The organism is Magnetovibrio blakemorei (assembly GCF_001746755.1).
Lineage (GTDB): Bacteria > Pseudomonadota > Alphaproteobacteria > Rhodospirillales > Magnetovibrionaceae > Magnetovibrio > Magnetovibrio blakemorei.
On record NZ_MCGG01000008.1, the window covers coordinates 74,706 to 100,044 of the forward strand.

Consider the following 25,339-nt stretch of genomic DNA (forward strand, 5'->3'; position numbering starts at 1 on the left):
CAATTTTACCCATTTTGCAAACACCCGTCATTGCGAGCAAAGCGAAGCAATCCAGAGCCACTTGACAGACTTTGCAGCCCTCACTCTGGATTGCCACGCCCCCTTCAGGGGCTCGCAATGACGAACGAATCTTTTCAGTTCTTAAAAAAACGGATGTGTGACGATCAACCTCAGCCTTAAGGCGCATACCCCAAACTCGGTGCCAACCACTGTTCGGCTTGTTCCACGGTGATGCCTTTGCGCTCGGCGTAGTCTTTGACTTGGTCGCGGCCGATTTTTCCGATGCCGAAGTATTTGGCTTGGGGGTGGGCCAGGTAGAATCCCGAGACCGAGCTGGCGGGCATCATGGCGTAGCTATCCGTCAGTTCAATGCCGGTCGCGTTGGTGGCATCGAGCAATTTGAACAGGGTGGTTTTTTCTGTGTGATCGGGGCATGCGGGGTAACCGGGTGCCGGGCGGATGCCGTCGTAGGTTTCTTTGATCAAATCTTCGTTGGCCAGGTCTTCTTCGGCCGCGTAGCCCCAGAATTCTTTGCGCACCCGTTCGTGCATGTGCTCAGCAAACGCTTCGGCCAAACGGTCGGCCAGGGCTTTCAGTAAGATGTCGCTGTAGTCGTCATGAGCGGCTTTAAATTCGGCCGATTTTTTTTCAATGCCAATGCCCGCCGTCACCGCAAAGCCGCCGATGTGATCCGCCACGTCGGCCCCCATAGGGGCGATGAAGTCGGCCAAGCAATCGTTGGTGCGGCCTTCAGCCTTGACCATTTGTTGACGCAAAAAATGAACCTTCGCCAAGGTGTGGCCGCGGGTTTCGTCGGAGAACAATTCAACATCGTCATGGCCCACCGAAGCGGCCGACCAAAAGCCGATCACGGCGCTGGCCGACAACCATTTCTCAGTAACGATTTTTTTCAACATCTCTTGTGCATCGGCAAAAACGGAACGCGCACTGTCGCCCGCATCGCCCGCTTCTTCCAAGATGGACGGGTACGTGCCTTTCAATTCCCAAGTGCGGAAGAACGGCGTCCAGTCGATGCGCTCCACCAGCTTGTCCAAGGGATAGTCGGTGAAGGCGCGGGTGCCGATGAAGGAGGGCTTGGTAATGTCTTTGGCATCCCAATTGATTTTCAATCGCCGTTCACGGGCCGCCGTCAAGGTCAGCTGATCGCGTTCGCGCTGGCTGGCTTCGTGCTTGGCTTTAACCGCGTCGTAGTCTTCTTTAACAGAAGCCACGTAAGCATCGCGCTGGGTATCGGACACCAGTTGCGACACCACACCGACGGCGCGCGATGCGTCGTTGACGTGAATGACGGGGCCGGAATACATGGGCGCAATTTTCACCGCCGTGTGCACTTTGGACGTGGTCGCCCCGCCGATCAGCAACGGCTGGGTCATGCCCCGGCGTTCCATTTCTTTGGCCACCGTGACCATTTCATCCAGCGACGGGGTGATCAAGCCGCTCAGCCCAATGACGTCGACATTTTCTGCCTCGGCGCGATCCAAGATGGCCGCGTAAGGCTGCATCACGCCGATGTCGATGACGTCGAAATTGTTGCACTGAAGCACCACGCCGACGATGTTTTTGCCGATGTCGTGGACATCGCCTTTGACCGTCGCCATCAAGATTCGTCCCTTGGATGATCCCGCCGCTTTGCCTTCTTCGATGTAGGGCAACAGATGCGCCACGCCTTGTTTCATGACCCGTGCGGATTTCACCACTTGGGGCAAAAACATTTGGCCCGAACCGAACAAATCGCCGACCACGTTCATGCCGTCCATCAATGGGCCTTCGATGACGTGGATGGGCTGGGCGGCTTTGAGGCGCGCTTCTTCAACGTCGGCGACGATGAATTCGGTGATGCCTTTGACCAGCGCGTGCTCTAAGCGTTTTTCCACGCTTTGTTCGCGCCACGCCAGATCCGGGCCGCTTTCTTTAATACCCAATCCACGCGCTTCTTCGGCAACGTCCAGCAACTTCTCGGTGGCGTCTTCGGAGCGGTTCAAGACCACGTCTTCGATGCGATCGCGCAGATCTTTGGGGATGTCGGAATACACCCCCAGCTGACCCGCGTTGACGATGCCCATGGTCATGCCCGCCTTTACGGCGTGATACAAAAACACCGAATGCATGGCTTCGCGCACCGGGTTGTTGCCACGGAACGAAAACGACATGTTGGACACGCCACCCGATATCAACGCACCGGGCAGGTTTGCTTTGATCCATTTACACGCATTGATGTAATCGACCGAATAGTTGCGGTGCTCATCCAAGCCCGTGGCGATGGGGAAAATGTTGGGATCAAAAATGATGTCTTGGGGCGGGAAGCCGATGCCCGTCAAAACGTCGTAAGAGCGCCGACAAATTTGTGTCATGCGTTCAAAGCTGTCGGCTTGGCCTTGTTCGTCGAACGCCATCACCACCACGGCTGCGCCATAGCGCATGATTTTGCGCGCGTGTTCGACAAACGGCGCTTCGCCTTCTTTGAGGCTGATGGAATTCACCACGCCTTTGCCCTGCGCACACTTCAAGCCTTTTTCGATGACATCCCACTTGGAGCTGTCGATCATCACCGGAACCCGCGCGATGTCGGGCTCGCCCGCGATCAGGTTCAAGAACCGGGTCATTTCTTTTTCGGCATCAAGCATGGCGTCGTCTACGTTGACGTCGACGATCTGCGCGCCGTTTTCCACTTGCAAGCGACCGATCTCGGTAGCGCTTTGATAATCGCCTTCGGCAATCAATTTTTTGAACTTCGCCGAACCCGCCACGTTGCAGCGTTCGCCCACATTCACAAAGCCCGTCACGTCGTTGATGACCAGCGGTTCAAGCCCCGACAAACGGCACACCAATTCACCCTTGGGCAACACGCGCGGCTGAACATCGGCGACCGCATCGGCAATGGCTTTGATGTGATCGGGTGAGGTGCCGCAGCACCCGCCGACGATGTTCAGCAAACCTTCTTCGGCAAAGCTCCGCAGAACTTTGGCCATGTATTCTGGAGTGTCGTCGTAAGCGCCGAATTCGTTGGGCAGGCCCGCGTTGGGATAGACCGAAACGTGGGTGTCGGCGATGGCACCCACCGCTTGCACGTGGGGGCGCAAATCCTCCGCACCCAGGGCGCAGTTAAACCCGATGGATACCGGATTGGCGTGGGCCAACGAATTCCAAAACGCTTCCGCCGTTTGCCCCGAAAGGGTACGCCCGGACGCATCCGTAATGGTGCCCGAGATCATCACCGGAAGATCAAAACCCAGTTCGTCAAACACCGACTTCACCGCATAGACGGCGGCCTTGGCGTTCAAGGTGTCGAACACGGTTTCGATCAAAATCAAATCCGCGCCGCCTTCGATCAGGCCGCGGGTGGCTTCGATGTAAGCCTCTTTCAATTCATCAAAGGTCACGTTGCGCATACCCGCGTCGTTGACATCGGGGGACATGGACGCGGTGCGGTTGGTCGGCCCCAGACCGCCCGCGACAAAACGCGGGCGGTCTGGGGTCGCATATTTATCGGCTGCACGGCGCGCCAATTTTGCGCCTTCGACGTTCAGCTCATAGACCAAACTTTCCAGACCGTAATCGGCTTGGGAAATTGATGTGGCGTTAAAGGTGTTGGTTTCGATGATGTCTGAGCCCGCCGCCAAATAGGCTTCATGAATCCCTAAGATCGCATCCGGCTGGGTCAAGATCAAAAGATCGTTGTTGCCCTTCAGTTCAGAATTGTGACTGGCAAACCGCTCGCCGCGATAATCCGCCTCTTCAAACTTGTGCCGCTGGATCATGGTGCCCATCGCGCCGTCGAGGATCAGGATGCGTGATTTTAACGCGTCGAGGAGCTGTTGTTTGGCGTTCGGATTGTGCAGTTTGAGGGACATTGGTTCTATCTCTTATTTCTGAACGTTAGGGCGCACGCCCAAGATGTGGCAAATGGCGTAAGTCAGGTCGGCACGGTTGAGCGTGTAAAAGTGAAAGTCTTTGATACCGTTTGCGTACAGCACCCGACATTGCTCCGCCGCGACCGAGGCTGCGACCAGCTTGCGGGTTTCGGGGTCGTCGTCCAAGCCTGCAAACAAATCCGCCATCCACTGAGGCACCGAGGTTCCGGTCTGGCCGGAAAATTCCTGAATGCGTTTAAAGTTGGTGACCGGCAAAATGCCCGGCACGATGGGCACGGTTATGCCCGCCTGGCGGGCGCGGTCAACAAAGTTCAAAAACACGTCGACATCAAAAAACGACTGGGTGATGGCGCGGGTTGCGCCCGCGTCAATTTTGCGTTTCAAGTTGTCCAAATCGGCCTCGGCGCTTTTGGCCTGGGGGTGGACTTCCGGGTACGCGGCGACGGAAATTTCAAAGTCCGCGATGGCTTTCAGGCCCTTCACCAGATCTTCGCCATACGCATAACCGCCCGGATGAGGCACATAGGCGGTTTCAATGCCGTCAACGGGATCGCCGCGCAACGCCACGATGTGCCTGATGCCGTCAGCCCAGTATTGGCGGGCGATGGCGTCGATTTCGTCCCGCGTTGCGCCCACACAAGTCAAGTGCGCGGCCGGCTCCAAGTTCGTTTCGCGACGAATGCGCGTCACCGTAGCATGGGTGCGTTCGCGGGTCGAGCCGCCAGCTCCATAGGTGACGGACACATATTGCGGTTTCAACGGTGCCAAGCGTTCAATGCAGGCCCACAGGCTTTCTTCCATCTTTTCCGTTTTCGGCGGAAAAAATTCAAACGACACGTTGGCGTCTTTGGGCAAGGGCGAGGACACCGCCATGGCGGTCACGTCCGGACGCATAATCTTGGTCATTGCGAGGCTCCTAAAGTCATCCGGTGGTGTTCGTTTTCAAAAGCCGTCACGCCAATCCTGCGTGCCAGCCAAATGCTGACGCCCAATGTTCCGGGCAGGTGTTTGATGGTTTCCACTTTGAGCCCTTGGGCTTCCAACCAGTCTTGAATTTCTTCATCCGCGAAGCCTAAGCGTCGATGGGCATGATTTTCGCGCAGCTCTTCCACATCATGCGGCCCCAAATCCACGATCAACAACCGTCCTCCCGGTGCCAAAGCGTGAGCGGCTTCACCAATCGCCGTCCAGGGCCGATCCAGGAAGTGCAATACCTGATGCAACACGACGGCGTCAAACGTCCCGTACACCAAAGGCAGGGCCAAAATATCCGCCTGGCGCAATTGGCAGTTATCCAGGCCCCACTGCGTCACGTTGGAACGCGCCACGGACAGCATTTCATGAGAACTGTCCAAGCCCAGCGCTTCGCCCACGTCGGGGCCGAGAACCTGCAGCATGCGCCCGGTGCCGGTGCCCAAATCCAGCAGTTTTTGCTGCTTGGTCAGGGGCAGCATGTCGCGCACCGCTGCGGCGACGGCTTCTTCGTCCACATCCAGCTGGCGCAAGCGATCCCATTCGGGAGCGTACTTGGCGAAATAGTCTTCGGCAGCCCGCGCGCGCTGGTTTTGAATGTCTTTTAAACGCTCAGCATCGTGGCCACGCAACGGATCGTCGGGCGGAATCAGGGCGACCAAGGCCCGGGCGCGGGCTCCCTTCTCCCCCAAACTGAGGCGGTGAAACACCCAGCTGCCTTCGCGAAACCTGTCCAACAGCCCTGCATCCACCAGTATTTTAAGGTGCCGCGAGACCCGGGGTTGGCTCTGGCTGAGAATCGACACCAGCTCGCTGACCGTCAATTCACCGAATTCCAGCAATCCGAGAATCCGCAGTCGCGTGGGATCGGCCGCAGCGCGCAAGGCCTCTAACACACCATCCATAAAACGGGTCGCCTTATCATCATTTCATGTTTTCACATTTAGATATAACGATATCTTTATATACATTGGTTTACGGGCTGTCTAGACGCTTAATGATCGACAAGACTTCCCGCCCACCCCAAACAGTGTTGCAATTTAGCCACACCTGTTTCGCAAGCACGATCCGCATTTGAGAGCGTGCTGGTCTTCGTCAAAACCGTATGGTAATTCGTTGTTGTGTGGTTAATGCACATTAAAGTTTGGCGTGGTCTGTTTTGTGTGTAAATTCAGTCTCATGCCATGAAGAGTGTAGACGCATAAACGTGCGTAACTGAATTTAACGAAAAGCTGCCTTCCCCAAAGGTTTGGGGTGAATTGGTCAACTTTTTGTGACGGAGCCTTGAATGTTCGACACCAAATCCAGTGCGTTAACCGCTTTTGATCAAAACCTATGGACCACCGTATGCAATTTTGCCGCAAATTTGCGTCAAAATGGCCTGCGCGTTTTTGCTGTTTTGATGCTGGGCTTTTTGGTCACCGCCTGTGCTGCCGTACCCAACAGCTCCGATCCAGAAGCTGTTGCCGAATATCAAGAAGTCAATGATCCGCTGGAACCGTTCAACCGTGCGATGTTCGAATTGAACCGCGGTTTGGATACGTTGATCCTGCGTCCCGCTGCAACGCTTTATCGTGGTTTCGTGCCGCCGCCCATCCAAGACATCGTCAATAACTTCTTGAACAACCTCAAAGCTCCGGTTGTGTTGCTGAATGACGTCTTGCAGGGCGAAGGTGATCGGGCCATGAACACCCTTTCGCGGTTTGCCATCAACACCACGGTCGGCGTTTTGGGCTTTGGTGATCCGGCGACCGAATTGGGCTATCCGGCACACAAAGAAGACTTCGGCCAGACCCTCGCGATTTGGGGAGCAGATGGTGGACCTTACTTGGTGCTGCCGATCCTCGGCCCATCCAATCCCCGCGATGCGGTGGGTAAGGTTGTTGATACGCTGACCGATCCGATTTGGCATTACGCGCAAAACACCGACAAAGAATACATCACCAATGAACGTATGGCTGCTGAGATTGTCAACTTCAGAGCGCGCAATCTGGAAGCCATCGACGATTTGGAACGGACTTCGTTGGATTATTATGCCGCCGTGCGCAGCCTCTACCGTCAGGTAAGAGAAGATGAAATTCGCAATGGCACCATGCCCAAGACCGGCCTGCCGGCCATCAGCTCGAACGGCACGGACCCGTATTCCATAGGCTCCATGCAAGACCCGGATGCTGTTGACGCGACGCTCGCCACCAAAAACTAAGCGTTTTTTATCTGCACAATTCAAAAGCCCGCCGCTCACCCGGCGGGTTTTTTTTGCGCCGTTCTGAGGCCATTCAGCAACGGTTCATGCAGCTTCCCTATAGTGGGCCAACCGTTTTAAATCGTGGAGCCCGTCGCACAATGCACATTCAACGCCCCCCTGTTCTCGCTGCCCCCGTTCTCACGATTCTCGTCACGGCGCTGGCGCTGATCGCCGCCACACCCGGCGCACAGGCCGATGGCGCGTTCCCGCCCATCACCAATCCCGACGTTGTGCGTGAATGCTCCGACTGCCATCTGCTGTACCGCCCGGAAATGCTGCCCGCCGCTTCGTGGAAAGCGATCATGGGGAATTTGGGCGCGCACTTTGGCGAGGACGCCACCTTGGCGGAACCGCTGCGCACGGATATTGAAGCCTATCACGTGAGCCACGCATCCGACGTCAGCGGGGCCCGTCAGGCACAGAAATTCTTAAAAGGTGTTGATCTCAAGAATCCCCCCATACGCATATCCGCAACGCCTCGCTTCACCCGCAAACACGACGAACTGGACCCGGCCGTCTTCACTACCAAAGACGTCGGCTCCAAAGCCCACTGCAACGCCTGTCACAGGGAAGCCAAAGACGGCCTCTTCGACGAAGACACGGTCAAAATCCCCGGCTACATCAACTTGCCGTTTGGCATCAACATCAAGCCGTTGTGGTGATATCTAGGCGCACTCACGCATATACCCGTCATTGCGCAGCGAGACGGCAATCCAGACCGTCCCACACGCACAGACGGATCGCCCCGCGCCTTGCGGCGCGCGCGATGACGTCCTTGGAAGAAATCGAAGCTTAACGGGTCAGCGGCTTGTATTGCAGGCGATGGGGTTCGACCGCGTCGGCGCCCAAGCGTTTCTTTTTGTCTTCTTCGTAGTCGGCGAAGTTGCCTTCGAACCACACCACTTCGGAATTGCCTTCAAACGCCAAGATATGGGTCGCGATCCGGTCCAGGAACCAACGATCGTGGGAAATCACCACCGCACAGCCGGCAAAGTCCAGCAGCGCTTCTTCGAGGCCTCGCAGGGTATCGACGTCCAAATCGTTGGTCGGTTCATCGAGCAAGATCACGTTGGCGCCGGTTTGCAGCATTTTGGCCAGATGGACGCGGTTGCGTTCACCGCCCGACAACTGACCGACTTTCTTTTGCTGATCGCCGCCCTTGAAGTTGAACCACGACACATACGCGCGCGACTGGACTTCTTTTTGACCCAACATGATCACGTCGAGACCGCCGGAAATTTCGTCCCAAACACCTTTGTTGGCATCCAAGGTGGCGCGCGATTGATCGACGTAGCCGAGCTTCACCGTATCGCCCAGGCGCAAGGTCCCGCCGTCCGGCGTGTCTTGTCCCGTAATCATGCGAAACAGCGTGGTTTTACCCGCACCGTTGGCCCCGACAATACCGACGATACCGCCCGGCGGCAGTTTGAAATTCAAGCCATCAATCAACAAGCGATCGCCAAAAGCCTTTTGCAGGTTTTCAGCCTCGATGACCAAGGAGCCCAGCCGCGGGCCGGCAGGAATGGTGATTTGTGAACTGCCGATGCGTTTGTCTTTGTCTTGGGCCAGCAATTCGTCATAAGACGCAATACGGGCCTTGGACTTGGCGTGACGCGCTTTCGGCGACTGGCGGATCCATTCCAATTCGTGCTTAAGCGTACGCTGGCGCGAGGTTTCTTCTTTTTCTTCGTGGGCGAGGCGTTTTTCCTGCTGTTCCAGCCAGCTTGAATAGTTGCCTTCATACGGAATGCCGCGACCGCGATCCAATTCCAAAATCCACCCCGTCACGTTGTCCAGGAAGTAGCGATCGTGGGTGACGATCATCACGGTGCCTTTGTAGTCTTCCAGATAGTGTTCCAACCACGCCACCGATTCCGCGTCCAAATGGTTGGTCGGTTCATCGAGCAGCAACAGGTCGGGCTTTTGCAGCAACAATCGGCACAGCGCGATGCGACGTTTTTCGCCGCCCGACAGCTTGGTCACTTCGCTGTCGGCGGGTGGGCAACGCAGCGCGTCCATGGCGATCTCGATGGTGCGTTCCAGTTCCCAGCCGTCGCAGGCGTCGATTTTTTCTTGCAGTTCGCCTTGTTCTTCCAACAGAGCCGACATTTCGTCGTCTTCCATGGGTTCGGCGAACTTCATGGAAATTTCATTGAAGCGGTCCAGCAGGTCCTTGGTTTCGCCCAAGCCCTGCATGACGTTTTCCACCACCGACAAGGCCGGGTCCAGTTCCGGTTCTTGCTCCAGGTAACCGACGGAAACCCCGTCCGCCATCCATGCTTCGCCGCTGTAATCCGTATCCAGCCCCGCCATAATCTTCAACAGCGTCGACTTACCCGATCCATTGTGGCCCAAAACGCCGATTTTCACGCCGGGCAGAAACGACAACGTGATGTTTTTGAGGATCTCTTTACCGCCAGGAAACACCTTGGACAGGTTTTTCATCACGTAAATGTATTGGTACGACGCCATGGACATTGGGCTCCGAGTCTGAGGAAAACGCTATATCGAGGGTTTTAGCGCATTGCAGGGCCTTCAAGCAATGGCGGATAGGCAAATCGTCAAAGTTTGACCCCGAACATCTCGACACCAAGGCCCCTGTCGCAAACAGCTTAAGCCGGATCTTTAGCGGCGATAAGGTGTTCGGCCGCGTCCAAAATGGTGTCCAAGTCGTCCATCTTCACCCGGTGGAAAAAGTCGCCGCCGATGATTTTGACGTTGGGGCCATCGCCGCAATAACCCATGCACACACTGGGGCGAACATGGACCAGCGCATGACCTTCCACGACGCGTTCGTCGGCGCGCCGCTCCAAGGCCCGTAAAATGGCCTTGGACTTGTGACCCGCGCACGAACTGCCACTCACGCGCAGATTGGTGCACACGTAAACGGTAATATGACGTTCTGGTTTGTCGTCCATTGGCGGGCTCATACTTTAGACATGGGCGATTGTTAGCCTCAGGTCAAGACATGCATCTGCGCACCAAGTTTAGCCTTAGCCAAACCGGGCCACGCCTTGGCGGTGGATGTGAAGCGGGCGCAGTTGGAGGAGTTTTTTGTTCAAGCGGCGCAAAGATTCGCTGAGCGCGCGGCCCACTTCGCCGCCTTCGCCGCGCACGTCCTGGCGCACAACGGTGTCTAAACCGCTCAACGCAGCGGCAAAAATCTCCGATGTTTGGTCCCACAGGTGCACATCGGTCTTGATGGTGTTGTCGAGCGTATGGGCAAAGGCGGAAATGAGCGGGTAGCCCAACAGCGCCCCTTCACGTTCCAGGCGCTGGATCAAAGCCCCCATCAACGACATGGAGCGCGCCCGCATATCGGGGTTTTCGTCGGCCAAGCGGAAGGCCAGACGCAAAACCTCGGCATCTCCGCGCACCCAATCGGCGTAATCTTCGCTGTGGGCGGCCAACTGTTGATGGGCAAAATTGCGCTCGGCATAATCGATCCGATCCCGCGGCTTACCCAAGGAAATTTCACTGTAGTAGTGCGGCAAGTCAAAGCAGCCCACGTAGGGATGTTCCCCGCCGCCCAAGACTTCTGAGTAGGGCTTTTTCACCCGGCGGCGTTCTTCCAGTACAAATTCGGGGCTGTTGCGGCGGCGGTCGGGGCCAAAATAGGTCTGTGATTTGAAAAAAGCGGGGTTGTTGAACAACACGTGCAAAACATGTTTGCGCAGCGAACTGATGGAGAACGGCTTGGCGAACACGGCATTGGCCCCGGCATTGCGCGCGCGCTCTACCTTTTCCGAATCCAATTCGCCGCTCATGATCACGGTGCGGGTGAACCGATCCGGAGAATCGAGATGACGGCGGATCCAGTTGATCAGCATCATCCCGCCAACGGGTTGCATATCCCATTCACTGATCACCAAATCGACGGGCGGCGTTGGGCTGTGAATGGAGCTCTTCGCACTGAGGCGCAGGTAATCAATCGCCGCAACACCGTTGGGAACGGTGTGCACGACGTCGACGCCTAAATCTTTCAATGTGGTCGACAACAATGTCCGCGACGCAGCGCTATCGTCGGCGACCAACACAGAGCAGTGTTTGAGCCCTTTTTCTTTCATATACTCCAAGCCTATAGGCCGTGCGACCACAACGCGCGAATCGCATAGAGTCATTATGCGCGAATGAATGCTAACGCATTCTAAACAGAAGAATTTTGCTTCTAGGCTCAGGTTTGTTCGCCCCGACATGGCATCTTGACCCTCCCGTGGCCAGAAGGTTTATAACGTGCCCAACAAGCGTTCTCGTGTTAGGATATATGCGCATGCCTAAACATCTGATCCTGATCGTGCTGAGCATCGCCCTTCTGACGGCCGGCATCAGCGTGGCCGTATATGACGGCAACAGCCCCGCCGAAGACCATACGGGCGGCAAAGCTCAAGTTGTTATTCCCAACTTTTCCCCCACCGAACAACATGGCAAGACGCTGTTCGAGACCCATTGCGCCCAATGCCATGGCATCAACGCCATAGGCACGGACAAAGGCCCGCCGTTTTTACACCGCGTCTATCACCCGGGTCATCACGCGGATGGAGCCTTTTTCCTGGCCGTGAGGCGCGGGGTGCGCAGCCATCACTGGCCCTTTGGCGACATGCCCGCCCAGCCCCAAATCAACGACAGCGACATCAGCGCTATCGTCACGTATGTCCGCGCCCTGCAACGCGCCAATGGTTTCGCCCCGTAAAACCTCTATTAAGCCTATGTGGCAAAACCGTGAATCTTTGTGGACAGTCCCAAAGTGACATCGAACTGTAAGAATTAACGTGTCATATCAGCGCATGTTTTTTACTCAGGCCGCAGACGGGCTGTCATGAACGCCATGGATCGCAAACACACCTACCGCACCGTTTGGATCTCAGACCTGCATTTGGGTTCGCTGGGCTGCCAGGCCGACGTTTTGCTGGATTTTTTGCGCACCATCGAATGCGACACTTTATATCTGGTGGGCGACATCATCGATGGCTGGCGGTTACGCCGGTCTTGGTATTGGCCCCAGGCCCACAACGACGTGGTGCAGAAGATTCTGCGCAAGGCCCGCAAAGGCACGCGAGTGGTGTTTGTGCCGGGCAACCACGATGAATTTGCCCGTGACTACATCGGTTTGCATTTTGGCGGGGTTGAGGTTCAACGCGAAGCTATTCACGAAACCGCAGATGGGCGGCGTTTGTTGGTCACCCATGGCGACGAATTCGACGCCATCGTGCGTTATGCCAAGTGGCTCGCAGTGATTGGCGACAATGCCTACATGTTCATGCTGGTGCTCAATCAAGGCCTCAACCGGGTGCGCACCCGGCTGGGCTTTTCCTATTGGTCATTGTCGGCGTATCTCAAATACAAAGTCAAAAATGCCGTCAAGTTCATTGCCGAATACGAAACGGCCGTAGCCGCCGTGGTTGAACGTCGCGGCCTGGACGGCATTGTCTGCGGCCACATCCACCACCCCGAAACCCGTCAAATCGGCAACGTCTTGTACTGCAACGACGGCGATTGGGTGGAAAGCTGTTCGGCGTTGGTCGAACATGCTGACGGTCAATTGGAAATCTTGCGTTGGGAAACCTTTGCCGTTGCCAACCCGCCCAGCCCGATCAGCTTGGCCGAAGCAGCGGAATAACGCAGCACAATTACCGAGCCGCTTGAGCCCCTTTTATTCGACCTCTTTCGGTTTGGCGCTTTCGGCCGCCAACTGGGCTTCGACACACGCCAGTGCGGTCAGGTTAAACAGTCCGCGCGGCGTCACCGATGCGGTGACGATGTGTGCCGGTTGCGCCGCCCCCAACAACACCGGACCAACGCGCAATCCATTACCCATAATTTTGAGCAAATTCGACGATGTGTTCGCCGCGTCCAAACTGGGCATGATCAACAAATTGGCCACCCCGGTGAGGCGTGAATTGGGAAAAACGCGCTGGCGAATTTCTTCGTCCAGGGCCGCATCGGCATGCATTTCCCCTTCGTATTCGAACGTCGGTCCCAGCTCATCCAGGATTTCAACGGCGCGGCGCATCTTTTGCGCCGACGGACTGGACACATTGCCGAAGTTGGAATGACTGAGCAAGGCGACCTTGGGCTCGACCCCAAAACGGCGCACTTCTTCGGCGGCCAACAACGTAATCTCGGCCAATTGTTCCGGGGTGGGGTCGGGGTTGACGTAGGTGTCCGCCATAAAGATGGTGCCCATGGGCAAAATCAACACGCTCAGCGCCGCCGTAACCGAACAATCTTCACGTTTCCCGATCACGCCCATCACATAGCGGTGATGCCACATGTATTGACCGTAGGTGCCGCAAATCATGGCGTCCGCTTCCCCCTGCTTCACCATAATTGCGGCGATGGCGGTGGTGTTGGTGCGGATGATGGTTTTGGCCGCTTCGGGTGAGACGCCCTTGCGTTCGTTCAAGCGATGATAAAGCTGCCAATAGTCTTTGTAGCGCGGATCGTTCTCGGGATTACAGATTTCCACATTGCCCAGACGCAAGCCCAGTTTTTCAATGCGCCGGGCGATAACCTCGGGACGTCCGACCAAAATCGGGTGAGCCAGTTTTTCATCCAAGAGCGCCTGCACGCAGCGCAGCACACGTTGACTTTCGCCCTCGGCGAACACCACCCGGCGGACATCGCGCTTGGCCGCATCCATAACCGACTTCATCAGCATGCCGGAACGATACACAAACCGCTCCAGGCTTTGCCGATACGCCTCAAAATCTTCAATCGGTCGGGTCGCCACGCCGCTGTCCATGGCGGCGCGCGCCACCGCAGGGGCGACTTGGACGATCAAACGCGGGTCAAACGGCTTGGGAATGATGTATTCGGGACCGAACATCAAATCTTCGTTGCTGTACGCCGCCGCCACTTCGGCTGACGATTCCGCATGGGCCAAATCCGCCAGCGCTTTGACGCAGGCCAGCTTCATCTCATCATTAACCGTGGTGGCCCCCACATCCAAGGCACCGCGAAATATGAACGGAAAACACAAAACGTTGTTCACTTGGTTGGGATAATCTGAGCGCCCCGTGGCGATGATGGCGTCTGAGCGCACTTCACGCACCAATTCTGGAAGAATTTCCGGCTCCGGATTGGCCAGCGCCAAAATGATTGGATCGACGGCCATCATCTTGACCATGTCCTGGGTCAGCACCCCCGGTGCGGACAGCCCCAAAAACAAATCGGCACCTTCCATCACGTCGACCAGTTTGCGCGCATCGGTGTCTTGGGCGTAGGTGGCTTTTTGCTCAGTGACGGCCTCTTTACGGCCTGTGTAGATGACGCCTAAGTGGTCTGATAAAAAGATGTTTTCGCGCTTTGCGCCCATCAACACCAACATGTCCAGGCACGCGATGCCCGCTGCCCCGCCGCCGGTGGAAACGATCTTGATGTCTTCAATATTTTTGCCGACCAAGCGCAGGCCGTTAAACACCGCCGTGCCGACCACAATCGCGGTGCCGTGCTGGTCATCGTGAAAGACCGGAATTTTCATCCGTTCGCGCAAATTCTTTTCAACGATAAAACACTCCGGCGCTTTGATGTCTTCGAGATTGATGGCGCCAAAAGTGGGTTCCATCATGGCAATGGCGTCGGCCAACTTCAGGGGATCTTTTTCGTCCATTTCAATATCGAACACGTCGATTCCGGCGAACTTTTTAAACAATACCGCTTTGCCTTCCATCACCGGCTTGGCAGCCAGCGGACCGATATCGCCCAGCCCCAACACCGCCGTGCCATTGGTCACGACCCCGACCAAATTGCCGCGAATGGTAAAGCGCGCCACCGCAGAAGGATCTTCGACAATCGCTGTGCACGCGTCCGCAACCCCCGGTGAATAGGCCAGCGACAAATCGCGCTGATTGGCCAGCGGCTTGGTCGGCGTGATGGAGAGTTTTCCGGGGGTCGGAAATTCATGATAATTGAGGGCGGCTTCGCGGGTGACTTTACGGGTCATGATGGGGTGCCTTTGTGGTGCTTGGTCCTGATGGGTCTTGTAGTGCCTGGGGAACACACAAACGGGGGGCGCTCTGACAACACGCTTAGAACGGCTTAAAAAACACCGCATCTGTGCGTAGTATAATTTAGAGTACAGATTTTCACGACTGTACGCCAAGGCATGGCGACTTTAAAGGTTATTGTACCAAGTCTCAGCTCGCCGACGTGTCGTCCAGGCCGAATTGAGCATTGAGCCCCGGCACGCTTTCGCCCTTGATCTTGCACGACTGACCACGAAACAAGGCCACGACCTCGTCCTTTTGATTACGCACTTCAACGTCATATACCCCGATCCGTCCGGCGGCGTTGACGACGTGGGCGGTGGCGGTCAGCACATCGCCCAGATGTGCGGCGCGGGTGTAGTTGATGGACCCCGCCTGGGCCACCGTGGCGCGGTTGTCAGCGTTGCAGATATACGCGAACACGCTGCCCGCCAAGGCGTACATAAAACCGCCATGACAGGTGCCGTGAAAATTCAACATATCTTCACGCACGACCATGCGCACAGCGGCGCGGTCGCTCCGCGTTTGCAAAAGTTCAATGCCCAAACCTTGGGCGGCATGATCGCGCGGATACATGCCCTCGGCGACGGCTTGGGCCAGGCGGTCTTTATCAATCGTGTGGTCTTTGTCCTGGGTCATGGGAAGGGAGATCCTGATCGGTGATCACCAACCTTAACCAAGCCCAGCCGCTTTGTCGAATACATCACGGGCCTGGGCGGGCCCATTTATAAAGTTTCGCCCTAGCGCGGCACCAGACCGCTTTTGATGTCGATGCCTTGTGCAGCGGGAACGTCTTGGCGCCGATCAACCAGATAATCGGTTATGCCGCCGCCGATCCACATGGCGACAAATGCCATCCACGCGGTGAGCGAAAATATCGAGCCCCCGGTCATCACGGCACCGACAGCGCAACCGCCAGCCAACATGCCGCCAAAGCCCATCAGGGCTGCACCGATGATGTAACGCGGCATGGGGTTTTGCTCGATGCTGAAGCATTGAAACTTAAAATCGCGCCCGACAAGCGAGGCCAGGAAAGACCCGGCGAACACGCCCGGCACCAACCCCAAATCAAACACTAGCGGCAAATGGGTGTGATCGATCAGGCCCATCAAGGTATCTGCGGACGGCCCGATGAAACTGATGCTTTTGACCGCCAGGGGGGTAAAGGACTGAAGCGAAATGGTGTACGTCAGCAACCACCCCGCCGTGATCATCAAACCAACGCCGGTGGTGCCGACAATGACCCAACGGCTAACACCCGTGCGCAACGCTATCGCCAACGCCGCCGCAAACAAAACTAAGCCGACCAGCAGAGGCGTCGAATCGGACAAGCCAAAAACATAAGACAGGTCGCGCGTGCCTTCGTCGCTGACCGTCCACAAACCCGCAATCCATTCGCGCAGCGGCGACAGCACACCGCGCAGCGAGGACTGCGCAATAATCGTCAAAATCAGCCCCGTGACCAAGGCGCGGAGGTTTCCCGTTGCCGACAACACCAAAATGCGGCTGGCGCAACCGCGCGCCAAAACCATCCCGGCGCCAAACATCAAGCCGCCGATGACGGCCCCCGAAAGGCTGCCCTGACCGGTCAATTGGCGAACGTTGGTCACATCCAGCAACCCCGCCGCGATCACCCCCTGAGTGCCGATGATGGCGGCCGCGAAAGCCAGCACCCAAATGGCCACTTTGGGACCCAGTCCAAAACGAAAGAATTCAATCGTCGCCGCGCGCATACAAAATCGACTGCGCTGCGAGAGCGCACCGAACGCCAAGCCAATGGCCAGACCGCCCAAAGAGACGGTGCCGCCTTCGCCAAAGAGACCAAACAGATATTCGAGGTTCATGGACATTGATTCACATTCCGCGCGAAAAAAGCGCTCTCAGGTCACTGATCAATTGGTCGCGCCTCAGATTAGAGTACATCTAAATAAGGCAAACCGAAACCTTTGAACGGCACAAAACACCCTGTTTTCTGCTAAAAAAGGACGACACGGAACACCTTGCCAAAAACACAGGCCCCCCGCACTTCTCAGTGTTGATCATCGAGAAGTCTCTATATAAGATAAAACTAATATAGAATTACGTCAAAACATAATTTGATTTGCGAATGCATGTGTTTTTTGCATGTCTTTATATTATGTTCTGAAGGGTCGACACCTTATAACGAGGGGTCGATCGAAATCGTTATCCGGCATAAGACGTATGCCAGCCGGCGCTGGCGCTAACGCCGTGTCTGTGTTGAGAGTAAATAAGCTTTTTTGCCTTGTGGTTTTGGACAAAGGCTTTGTGAAACGGAATTTATTGATGTCCCAACAACCTGAAAAAATAGAAAAAGAAGACGGAACGACCGAGTGGCACTTAGATGGACGCTTGCACCGTGAAGACGGCCCCGCAGCCATTCGCCCCGATGGATCAAAAGGTTGGTTTCTAAACGGCAAGCAGCATCGCCTGGACGGCCCGGCTGTTGAGCTTGCGGACGGAACCCAAGAATGGTGGGTAAACGGCGCCCTGCACCGCGAAGACGGTCCGGCCCTCATCGAGGCCTATGGCTCAAAAGAGTGGTATTTCAACGGCAAGCTTCATCGCGAAGGCGGCCCCGCTGTTGAACGAGAGGACGGAACCTTGCAATGGTGGGTCCATGGCGAGCGCCATCGCGAAGATGGGCCAGCCGTGGTCGAAGAGCACGAAATGCGCCAATGGTGGGCCAATGGAAAGCTGCATCGTGAAGACGGCCCCGCCATTGAATATGATGATGGCACGCAAGAATGGTACATTTTGGGCATGCCCGTTTCTGAAGACGTGGCGATGGATGCCGACAAGCGCGCCGATTTCATGAAGAAAATGATCAATCCCGTATAAATCGGGATGAATTGGCGACCTCGGGGTGCTGTAAAGCCCCCTTGGGCACCCATGGCGACCCAAAAACAGACAAAAAGAACATAGACAAAAGAAAAAGGGGGGCGTCCAGCGCCCCCCTTTTTGCATTCTTTATTGGGCTACGTGCGCCCCTCCAGAAAGCCTGCAGGCGAAAAGCCTACGGGCGTTTCGGGGTCTCGTAAGGAACTTCCTTTTGCCACTCGACCCATTCGGTCTTGTAGCCGACGAAACCTTTTTCGTTTACCGGTTGTTGTTTCGTTGTGTAGTACTCGGTCTTGCCATCAGGAACCGGATCTTTAGCGTTTACGTTAGCCATAATTCAACTCACCTGTTATCTGGTTACAAACCGGGACAGCTCCCTGCAAAACTGCAAATCACCCTACCCCAGCATGAAGATTTTCTAATATTCGAAAATGAATATATAGGATGGTGTTGCCGGAGGGAAGCAGCTTTTCACACCCCTTTTTTGCACAGCCGAAAAAGCCCGATCTTGACCTCCAGCAGTTCTGCGCTGCAGAACTGGCATACACCTTATATATATGTATAGAGCTGCGAGGGTGTTGTGTGACCGGGGCAGAGGGCACAAAACGCCAGAAAAAGAGGTCACTCCGGGTTAAAAATTGTGCTTTGCAGCATTACCGCTTCGAATCAAGATTCGGTGTTTGACCTCATTTGGATGTCACCTCAACTGCGGGGCTTAATCGGCCAAATACAAGTCAATTTGCACCCTAGAGGGATATATTTGGACGGAATTATAAGGTCATATATTACCCTAAGCCACGGATCCAAATACAAAAATTACCTATACCCCCTTTGTCAAAACATCTAATTGCCGCGCGTTTGATCATTCTGATTGTCAAAACAAGATTCACTTATATAATGCGCTGCTAATAGAAAAGATCTGACCTATAGATTTTTCAATAATTGACGACTGCGACAGGGGAGGAACTAATGTTCGCCAGTAATCCATTCGCTGAACTTGTGACCACCATTCCGCTCGTCGGTATTCAGGCTTACGTCGTTTTGATGTTTATCCTGGTTATCGGCGGCACAGTTTTGGACATGATCCACAAGAAAAGCGCCAAATACTTTTTTGCTAAAGCCAAAGCGGCTCAAGCTTCACGCACACGTGAGCTGGGTGCCGGTGACAAAATCGGCATCGCCGTCAGTACGGTTGCTGTCGATGTAATGACGTCGGGTGAGTTTTGCAACCCACGCCGTCGCATTTCTCACTTGTTCACCATGTACGGGTTTATCCTGTTCGTCGTGACGACTGTGGCCTTGGTGTTTGCTTATCCGACCAACGAAGCACCTTCCATCGTCTCTCAATTGTGGCACTTGAGTGCTGCTATGGTGATGTTCGGCGGGTACTGGTTCTGGTTCTTCATCCGCGTCGATGTCTCTGCTGAGGGCAACCCTTGGTATCGTATCGTGAAGGCTGACATGTTCATCTTGTCGCTTTTGGGCACCACGACCTTCGGTCTGGTCTGGTCCATCCTTCAAGCCAATGGCGTCGCACCCTGGACCACCGTGTTCCTGGCCTTGTTCATCATTGCCGCGACGGTTTTGTTCGCTGGTGTGTTGTGGTCGAAGTTCGCTCACATGTTCTTCAAGCCTGCTGCTGCGTTCAACAAGCGCGTCATCAAAGCTGATGGTTCCCGTGAAAACCTGCCGGAATTGGGCGATCTGTCCGATCCCGCTTTGCACAAACGTTTTCCCGATATCCCAGAATATATGGGCAAAAACCCGGCCAACATGGGTCTCGGCATCAAACGCGAGCAACCTCAGCACTACTAAATCAATCCTGAAGGATTCTTTCTAACAGGGAAGGAAATAAATTATGCCTACTTTCGTATATATGACACGATGTGATGGCTGCGGACACTGCGTAGATATCTGCCCGTCCGACATTATGCACATCGACACGACCTACCGTCGTGCTTACAACATCGAACCGAACATGTGTTGGGAATGCTATTCTTGTGTGAAGGCTTGCCCGCAGAACGCTATCGATGTTCGCGGTTACGCAGACTTTGCACCGCTCGGCCACAGCGTCCGCGTCGTTCGCGACGAAGAAAAGGGTGTCATTGCCTGGCGCATCAAGTTCCGCAACGGCAAAAAAGATATGAGCCTGCTGGCTCCGATCACCACGAAGCCCTGGGGCACGTGTATTCCTCAACTCGCTAACGTTGCTGGTCCGTCTCAGGAACAACGCAACAGCCAGTTGCTGTATAACGAACCGAAGTACATCCGCATGGATGACGGCGGTTTGCATACCCTGGAATCGAACGGCCTCGTGATGAAGGAAGGGGTTTACTACTAATGGCTTACAAAACTATCGTCGAAGACAACATCGACATTCTCGTCGCCGGTGCTGGTCTTGGTGGCACGGGTGCGGCTTTCGAAGCACGCTACTGGGGCCAGAACAAAAAGATTATCGTTGCTGAAAAAGCGAACATCGACCGTTCCGGTGCTGTTGCTCAGGGTTTGTACGCGATCAACTGCTACATGGGCACGCGCTTTGGTGAGAACAACCCCGAAGATCACGTGCGTTACGCGCGTATCGATTTGATGGGCATGGTTCGTGAAGATTTGCTGTTCGACATGGCGCGCCACGTCGATTCCGCGGTCCACCAGTTCGAAGAATGGGGTCTGCCGATCATGCGCGACCTGCAGAAGGGTTCCTATCTGCGTGAAGGTCGTTGGCAGATCATGATCCACGGTGAGTCCTATAAGCCGATCGTTGCTGAAGCTGCGAAGAAGTCGGCCGATAAGGTCTACAACCGCGTTTGCATCACGCACTTGCTGATGGATGAAGCCAAAGAAAACCGCGTTGCGGGTGCCGTTGGTTTCAACGTCCGTACCGGTGACTACCATGTGTTCAAATCTAAGACTGTGATTTGTGGCGCTGGCGGTGCATCGAACCTCTTCAAGCCGCGTTCCGTTGGCGAAGGCGCTGGTCGCGTTTGGTACGCACCTTGGTCTTCCGGTTCCGCTTATGCGTTGATGATCAACGCTGGCGCGAAGATGACCCAGATGGAAAACCGTATCGTTTTGGCCCGTTTCAAAGACGGTTATGGCCCGGTCGGTGCTTACTTCTTGCACCTCAAAGCCTACACCCAGAACGCTTATGGTGATGAATACGAATCCAAGTGGTTCCCCGGCCTGCAGGAAATGGTTGGTAAAGAATACCTGGATCCCGAATTGTCCCACGCCACGCACCGTCCGATTCCGACCTGCTTGCGTAACCATGCGATCATCCACGAAGTGAACGCGGGCCGCGGTCCGATTCACATGGTGACGATGCACTCGTTCCAAGATCCGCATCTGGAAGAAATTGGTTGGCACAACTTCCTCGGCATGACTGTTGGTCAGGCTGTTCTGTGGGCTGCCACGGACGTTGATCCGAAGAACGAAAACCCGGAATTGACCACGTCTGAGCCGTATGTCATGGGTTCCCATGCCACCGGTTGCGGCGCTTGGTGCTCCGGTCCGGCTGATATCTCTCCGCCCGAATATCAATGGGGCTACAACCGCATGATGAGCGTCGAAGGTTTGTTCGGCGCTGGTGACGCGGTCGGTGGCACGCCGCACGCGTTCTCGTCCGGCTCCTTCACCGAAGGCCGCATTGCTGCGAAATCTGCTTGTCAGTACATCGACGACGGTAAAGCCGAAGGCATCCGCGTTTCAGAGGCGACCATCGCCAAACTGAAAGAAGAAGTCTTCCGTCCGATGGAACACTACAAGGTTCATCGCAACGATATCGTGGCTGGTGAAGTCAACCCGAACTATCACAACCCGCGTCAGAACCTCGACCGTCTGCAGAAGCTGATGGATGAATACTGCGGCGGTGTGACGGTCAACTACATGACCAACGACAAACTGTTGAGCATTGGCCTCAAGAAACTGAAAATCATGGAAGAAGATCTTCAGAAGATTGCGGCTAAGGACCTTCACGAATTGCTGCGTGCTTGGGAAGTTAAGCACCGTCATCGTACGTCCGAGTGTGTTATGCAACACACCTTGTTCCGCAAAGAAACACGTTGGCCCGGTTACTACTACCGTGGTGACGCCCTGAAGCTGGATGACAAAAACTGGCACGTTCTGACCGTGTCCCGTCGTGATCCGCAGACTGGCAAATACACCATGGAGAAGGCTCCTCTGTATCACTTGGTTGATGTAGATAAAGCTGCTGCAGCCGAGTAATCTTCTTGTCCCCGACAGGCGTTCACGTTGAACGTCTGTCGGGGGCATAAAAATGGATCAGCATTTAGGTGTTGGTCTTTTTTTATGCCCCCGTACGCCCCCGCAAGACTTTCTTTCCCGTATGACTGAGGACAAAGATGAACATTATCGATCTCACAGATGACGAAATTCTGAACGGCGCCGAGCCGATGTGGACGGAGCTCATCCGCGCTTCCAACGATGGTGAATACGGAAAGTTCATCCGCAATTTCGACTACAGTCTGATCCAAGGCTTGAACGAAGTGGAAATCGGCAAACAATTCGCCAAAAGCGAACTGACCCGTAGCCTCTCGGAAGTCTACGACTATCTCGGCATGATTCGCCGTGGTGAACATGTGACCGTGCTGTACCGCGTCAGAAGCACCAAAAAAGAAGGTGAATGGCTGGGCCGGTTGGTTCTCGGCTACAACGATAAGGGTGAGGTCAAGATTTTCGGGGCATCCGTATTCTAAGAACCCGATGGAATTGAATATGAAGCAAGTGATCCGAGAAAATAAGTTCGTCGAACTGACATACGAAGTGACCGACCGCAAAACCGGCCTGCGCCTGAGCCATGTCGAGTTCCCGTTGGGCTACGTGCACGGCACCAATTCGGTCATGGCCTCTACGGTCACGGATGAGCTGGAAGGTAAGACCGTCGGTGACGTTATCGAGGTGCCGATTGATTGCAATCTGATTTACGGTCCGCGTGACGAATCCCTGGTCTTCACCGACCGTCTCGAAAATGTGCCCGAGGAATACCGCGAGCTGGGCACCACGATTGTCATGGAAAACGAAAAAGGCGTACCGCGCAACTTTATCGTGACCCGCATGGACGAAGAGACCCTGACCGTCGACGGCAACAACCCGCTGTGCGGCCGCGACGCCATCTTCAAGCTCGAAGTTCTCTCTATTCGCGACGCCACCGATGAAGAAATCGAAGTCGGCGGCGCCATCGTCGCAGAACCTGACGTCGGCGGATCGCGCAAGGTGCCCATCTAAAGCCAATTTGCGTCAAGGGCGCTTGTCCGGCCTCTCAAACACGCCTGCACACCCTAAATACACATAGCCTTTGACCCAAGCCCCAGGTGACCGCCTGGGGCTGTTTTGGTATCGGCAGGTGTCGCGAAAGCCTGTGTCCGCTCAATCCACGGCACATATTCGCTCAGTATACCTGAGACTGAGATTTTAAAGGATGGAGCGGGTGAAGGGAATCGAACCCTCGTCGTAAGCTTGGGAAGCTCTTTATGAATAATTTTACTTCTTTGTTATTATTGTATTTTTTTATATTTATGTAATTTAAGTAAGTGTTTACGTAAGTAAAATGCGTGAACAGCACCTTCATTGCTCTAGCGTTGCATCCGTCACTGCATTTGACCAAACCATGCAAACGCAAAGAGCGCGGCGCAGCCGCTCATTATCGTTAATTTTCTTTGTGACACGTAAAATCCCCCAATTTTTGGTGTGTGACACACAAATCGTGACGAATTAGCGGGTGTGATACATGAAATAATTGTATTGTATTTATGTGACACACCCAGTGTTTGAATTTTCAAAGTGTGACATGAGGGTTTCCGTCTAATTTTCACTAACCCATTGAATTACATAAACACTGAAAATTAGCCTAGATATGCAGGATACGCATTTAGTAGTACACAATTTTAGTAGGGTCTCTTCGAGGAACCCGCGGGCCGGAATCATTTACGGTGTGGTCTGAAATCCTCCGCTTGGAAACTTTGTTTGCGAGCCCGTTTTTCTGTCTAGTCCGAATTCAGCAGAGGACATTCGATCACATGTTCTTTAAGAAAATCCGTATTGTGTTGCAGGTTAAGGGCAAAAAGAAACCGCGAACAGAACGACCACAAGGAGCCGTGACGCAGTTCCGCCACAACACTCCAAAACTCAAAAATTTATAAGTTCAAATCACCAAAAAACTCAGATGCTGGCTCGATGCCAGTTACGAGCAATCTGTCCCTTGCCCTGGTGCAAGCCACATAAAAAAGGTGACGTTCCGTTTCATAGACTTCGTCCAGTTCCATTTCGTCGACGACGGTTTCAACACGCTCTTGCAGGGGTAGAACATCATCATCACACGCCATAACGATGACAGTTTTAAACTCAAGCCCCTTAGCGAGATGCATCGTTCCGATGGAAATCCGGCCACTTCGATCTTCTACCCGATCTGAGAGCTCTAGCGCCGTTTGCCCGGCTTCAGACCCTAGTTAGCTGCAACCTCATTGAGGACGAACTTGGCGTTTTCCAAGTCTTCCCCGAACTCTTCCCCCATTTCCTGCATGTTGTCGTCTTCAGCTTCATAATTCCAAGTGACGGTGACGTCATTGTTTTCCCCGGCTTCGTCGAACATCTCGAACAGGCCCATGAGAATTTTGGCAGTGGAGCTGTTGAAATAAATCAGGCTGAAGGTGAAGCTTATGGTTGCGCCCTTTTGCTCCGCTAAGTGCGCCTCCAACGTTTCCATCAGAGAGCCGTAAAAAGCGGTCACATCCTCTGGATAGGATTCTCCGCTAATCTGAAAAACGTTGCCGTCAAAATCGAAGTCGATGGCGGGGGAACGCTCTGTGGCGTCAATCTTTATGCTGTCCATGTGTCTATTGTCCTTTGGGCTCAAACGTAGGCTTTGAGGCAAAAATTAAGAGTGGTTGTCATCGACATTTGCAAAATCGAATTCAAATCCGTGAGATGCCTTGCGGGCGATATCGATGAAACCCACCCCGGCGCCTTTGCTGCCTTCTGGCGTGTCACCTTTTAAGGTTTCTTTGTAGAGCGCCTTGAGCCCATCAGCAGCCAAGTGCTGTATGTTAGACAGACTGCCACTCAAGCGATCAACATCATTTTGGGCAATCAGGTTGGCGCAAGAGACAAAGTACTTTCCGTCTTTCTTGCCAACGACCAGAACGCCATATCGAAGTTAAGCCCTCACCATCGGCTTCCCGTTCTGCGGAGTAGCGGACCACGTTGTGGACCTGCTCGACAAAAACAGCAAAAAGGGTTCGAGCACGGGATTTCTCCTCCTGCTCTAAGGCAAGCTATGTCTTCACGGCACCGCCAAGCCGGCAAAAACTTCTTCTGTCATGTAGCCGCTATAGCAGAAAATTATCCCTTTTTCTGCCAGCTGGTTTCTA

At 54.6% G+C, this 25,339-nt stretch carries 22 protein-coding genes and 2 pseudogenes; 10 read left to right on the plus strand and 14 right to left on the minus strand.

Annotation, left to right across the window (positions count from 1 at the left end; genetic code table 11):
• Positions 1 to 176: 176 nt before the first annotated feature.
• From metH to BEN30_RS02000, 3 genes are read right to left on the minus strand one after another with little or no spacing between them, the layout of a single operon-like run.
• Positions 177 to 3,872, minus strand: coding sequence for a methionine synthase (metH, locus tag BEN30_RS01990; RefSeq protein WP_069956662.1), 3,696 nt, complete (start codon positions 3,870 to 3,872; stop codon positions 177 to 179).
• Between the two features lie 12 nt (positions 3,873 to 3,884).
• Positions 3,885 to 4,766 carry a methylenetetrahydrofolate reductase gene (metF, locus tag BEN30_RS01995; protein ID WP_139134809.1) on the minus strand — a complete coding sequence of 294 codons (882 nt, stop codon included), beginning with the start codon at positions 4,764 to 4,766 and terminating at the stop codon, positions 3,885 to 3,887.
• 29 nt (positions 4,767 to 4,795) lie between these two features.
• A complete protein-coding gene (locus tag BEN30_RS02000; protein ID WP_069956663.1) occupies positions 4,796 to 5,770 on the minus strand; it encodes an ArsR/SmtB family transcription factor in 975 nt (324 codons plus the stop codon).
• A 383-nt stretch (positions 5,771 to 6,153) separates the two neighbouring features.
• Between BEN30_RS02000 and BEN30_RS02005 the strand changes: the two genes are divergently transcribed.
• Both BEN30_RS02005 and BEN30_RS02010 read left to right on the plus strand, forming a co-directional pair.
• Positions 6,154 to 7,068: an MlaA family lipoprotein gene (locus BEN30_RS02005; RefSeq protein ID WP_069956664.1), complete on the plus strand. Its 915-nt coding sequence runs from the start codon at positions 6,154 to 6,156 to the stop codon at positions 7,066 to 7,068.
• A gap of 140 nt (positions 7,069 to 7,208) precedes the next feature.
• Entirely contained in the window at positions 7,209 to 7,772 is a 564-nt protein-coding gene (locus BEN30_RS02010; RefSeq protein ID WP_069956665.1) for a hypothetical protein, read from the plus strand.
• Between the two features lie 130 nt (positions 7,773 to 7,902).
• On the opposite strand, the gene ettA is transcribed toward BEN30_RS02010, so the two are convergent.
• The 3 genes from ettA to BEN30_RS02025 all read right to left on the minus strand — a co-directional run bounded on the left by ettA (position 7,903) and on the right by BEN30_RS02025 (position 11,177).
• Positions 7,903 to 9,582, minus strand: coding sequence for an energy-dependent translational throttle protein EttA (gene ettA / locus BEN30_RS02015; protein WP_069956822.1), 1,680 nt, complete (start codon positions 9,580 to 9,582; stop codon positions 7,903 to 7,905).
• 140 nt (positions 9,583 to 9,722) lie between these two features.
• Complete coding sequence (locus BEN30_RS02020; protein ID WP_170826929.1) at positions 9,723 to 10,028, minus strand: (2Fe-2S) ferredoxin domain-containing protein; 306 nt, start codon at positions 10,026 to 10,028, stop codon at positions 9,723 to 9,725.
• A 75-nt stretch (positions 10,029 to 10,103) separates the two neighbouring features.
• A complete protein-coding gene (locus BEN30_RS02025) occupies positions 10,104 to 11,177 on the minus strand; it encodes a response regulator (RefSeq protein WP_069956667.1) in 1,074 nt (357 codons plus the stop codon).
• A 203-nt stretch (positions 11,178 to 11,380) separates the two neighbouring features.
• Here BEN30_RS02025 and BEN30_RS02030 point away from each other — a divergent pair, with 203 nt between their 5' ends.
• The gene (locus BEN30_RS02030) at positions 11,381 to 11,800 is read left to right on the plus strand and encodes a c-type cytochrome (protein ID WP_069956823.1); all 420 of its coding nucleotides are present in this window, start codon (positions 11,381 to 11,383) and stop codon (positions 11,798 to 11,800) included.
• 126 nt (positions 11,801 to 11,926) lie between these two features.
• The gene (locus BEN30_RS02035) at positions 11,927 to 12,727 is read left to right on the plus strand and encodes a UDP-2,3-diacylglucosamine diphosphatase (RefSeq protein WP_069956668.1); all 801 of its coding nucleotides are present in this window, start codon (positions 11,927 to 11,929) and stop codon (positions 12,725 to 12,727) included.
• Positions 12,728 to 12,760: 33 nt separating this feature from the next.
• Here BEN30_RS02035 and BEN30_RS02040 read toward each other — a convergent pair whose 3' ends face one another.
• From BEN30_RS02040 to BEN30_RS02050, 3 genes are all read right to left on the minus strand, one after another.
• Complete coding sequence (locus BEN30_RS02040; RefSeq protein WP_069956669.1) at positions 12,761 to 15,052, minus strand: NADP-dependent malic enzyme; 2,292 nt, start codon at positions 15,050 to 15,052, stop codon at positions 12,761 to 12,763.
• A 193-nt stretch (positions 15,053 to 15,245) separates the two neighbouring features.
• The gene (paaI, locus tag BEN30_RS02045) at positions 15,246 to 15,734 is read right to left on the minus strand and encodes a hydroxyphenylacetyl-CoA thioesterase PaaI (protein ID WP_069956670.1); all 489 of its coding nucleotides are present in this window, start codon (positions 15,732 to 15,734) and stop codon (positions 15,246 to 15,248) included.
• A 101-nt stretch (positions 15,735 to 15,835) separates the two neighbouring features.
• On the minus strand, positions 15,836 to 16,945 hold the full coding sequence (locus BEN30_RS02050) for a YeeE/YedE family protein (protein WP_245648956.1): 1,110 nt from the start codon (positions 16,943 to 16,945) through the stop codon (positions 15,836 to 15,838).
• 454 nt (positions 16,946 to 17,399) lie between these two features.
• On the opposite strand from BEN30_RS02050, the gene BEN30_RS18775 reads away from it, so the two are divergent.
• Positions 17,400 to 17,954: a hypothetical protein gene (locus tag BEN30_RS18775; RefSeq protein WP_211563240.1), complete on the plus strand. Its 555-nt coding sequence runs from the start codon at positions 17,400 to 17,402 to the stop codon at positions 17,952 to 17,954.
• 175 nt (positions 17,955 to 18,129) lie between these two features.
• On the opposite strand, the gene BEN30_RS18520 is transcribed toward BEN30_RS18775, so the two are convergent.
• Positions 18,130 to 18,288: a hypothetical protein gene (locus tag BEN30_RS18520; RefSeq protein ID WP_170826930.1), complete on the minus strand. Its 159-nt coding sequence runs from the start codon at positions 18,286 to 18,288 to the stop codon at positions 18,130 to 18,132.
• 635 nt (positions 18,289 to 18,923) lie between these two features.
• Here BEN30_RS18520 and BEN30_RS02060 point away from each other — a divergent pair.
• The 5 genes from BEN30_RS02060 (at position 18,924) to BEN30_RS02080 (ending at position 23,198) form a co-directional block, all read left to right on the plus strand.
• Entirely contained in the window at positions 18,924 to 19,769 is an 846-nt protein-coding gene (locus BEN30_RS02060) for an adenylyl-sulfate reductase (protein ID WP_170826931.1), read from the plus strand.
• A 43-nt stretch (positions 19,770 to 19,812) separates the two neighbouring features.
• On the plus strand, positions 19,813 to 20,295 hold the full coding sequence (gene aprB / locus BEN30_RS02065; RefSeq protein ID WP_069956672.1) for an adenylyl-sulfate reductase subunit beta: 483 nt from the start codon (positions 19,813 to 19,815) through the stop codon (positions 20,293 to 20,295).
• Entirely contained in the window at positions 20,295 to 22,178 is a 1,884-nt protein-coding gene (aprA, locus tag BEN30_RS02070; protein ID WP_069956673.1) for an adenylyl-sulfate reductase subunit alpha, read from the plus strand. The genes aprB and aprA overlap by 1 nt, the downstream gene beginning before the upstream one ends.
• 137 nt (positions 22,179 to 22,315) lie before the next feature.
• The gene (locus BEN30_RS02075; protein WP_069956674.1) at positions 22,316 to 22,669 is read left to right on the plus strand and encodes a hypothetical protein; all 354 of its coding nucleotides are present in this window, start codon (positions 22,316 to 22,318) and stop codon (positions 22,667 to 22,669) included.
• Positions 22,670 to 22,688: 19 nt separating this feature from the next.
• Positions 22,689 to 23,198 carry an FKBP-type peptidyl-prolyl cis-trans isomerase gene (locus BEN30_RS02080; protein ID WP_069956826.1) on the plus strand — a complete coding sequence of 170 codons (510 nt, stop codon included), beginning with the start codon at positions 22,689 to 22,691 and terminating at the stop codon, positions 23,196 to 23,198.
• A 908-nt stretch (positions 23,199 to 24,106) separates the two neighbouring features.
• On the opposite strand, the pseudogene BEN30_RS02085 reads toward BEN30_RS02080, so the two are convergent.
• From BEN30_RS02085 to BEN30_RS19190, 4 genes and pseudogenes are all read right to left on the minus strand, one after another.
• Positions 24,107 to 24,367, minus strand: a pseudogene (locus BEN30_RS02085) (3'-5' exonuclease); the annotation flags it as partial.
• Positions 24,368 to 24,414: 47 nt separating this feature from the next.
• Complete coding sequence (locus BEN30_RS02090; RefSeq protein ID WP_069956676.1) at positions 24,415 to 24,801, minus strand: DUF1987 domain-containing protein; 387 nt, start codon at positions 24,799 to 24,801, stop codon at positions 24,415 to 24,417.
• 45 nt (positions 24,802 to 24,846) lie between these two features.
• Entirely contained in the window at positions 24,847 to 25,110 is a 264-nt protein-coding gene (locus BEN30_RS18230) for a SiaB family protein kinase (protein ID WP_211563249.1), read from the minus strand.
• Positions 25,046 to 25,225, minus strand: a pseudogene (locus tag BEN30_RS19190) (hypothetical protein); the annotation flags it as partial. The gene BEN30_RS18230 and the pseudogene BEN30_RS19190, both read right to left, overlap by 65 nt.
• Between the last annotated feature and the right edge of the window lie 114 nt (positions 25,226 to 25,339).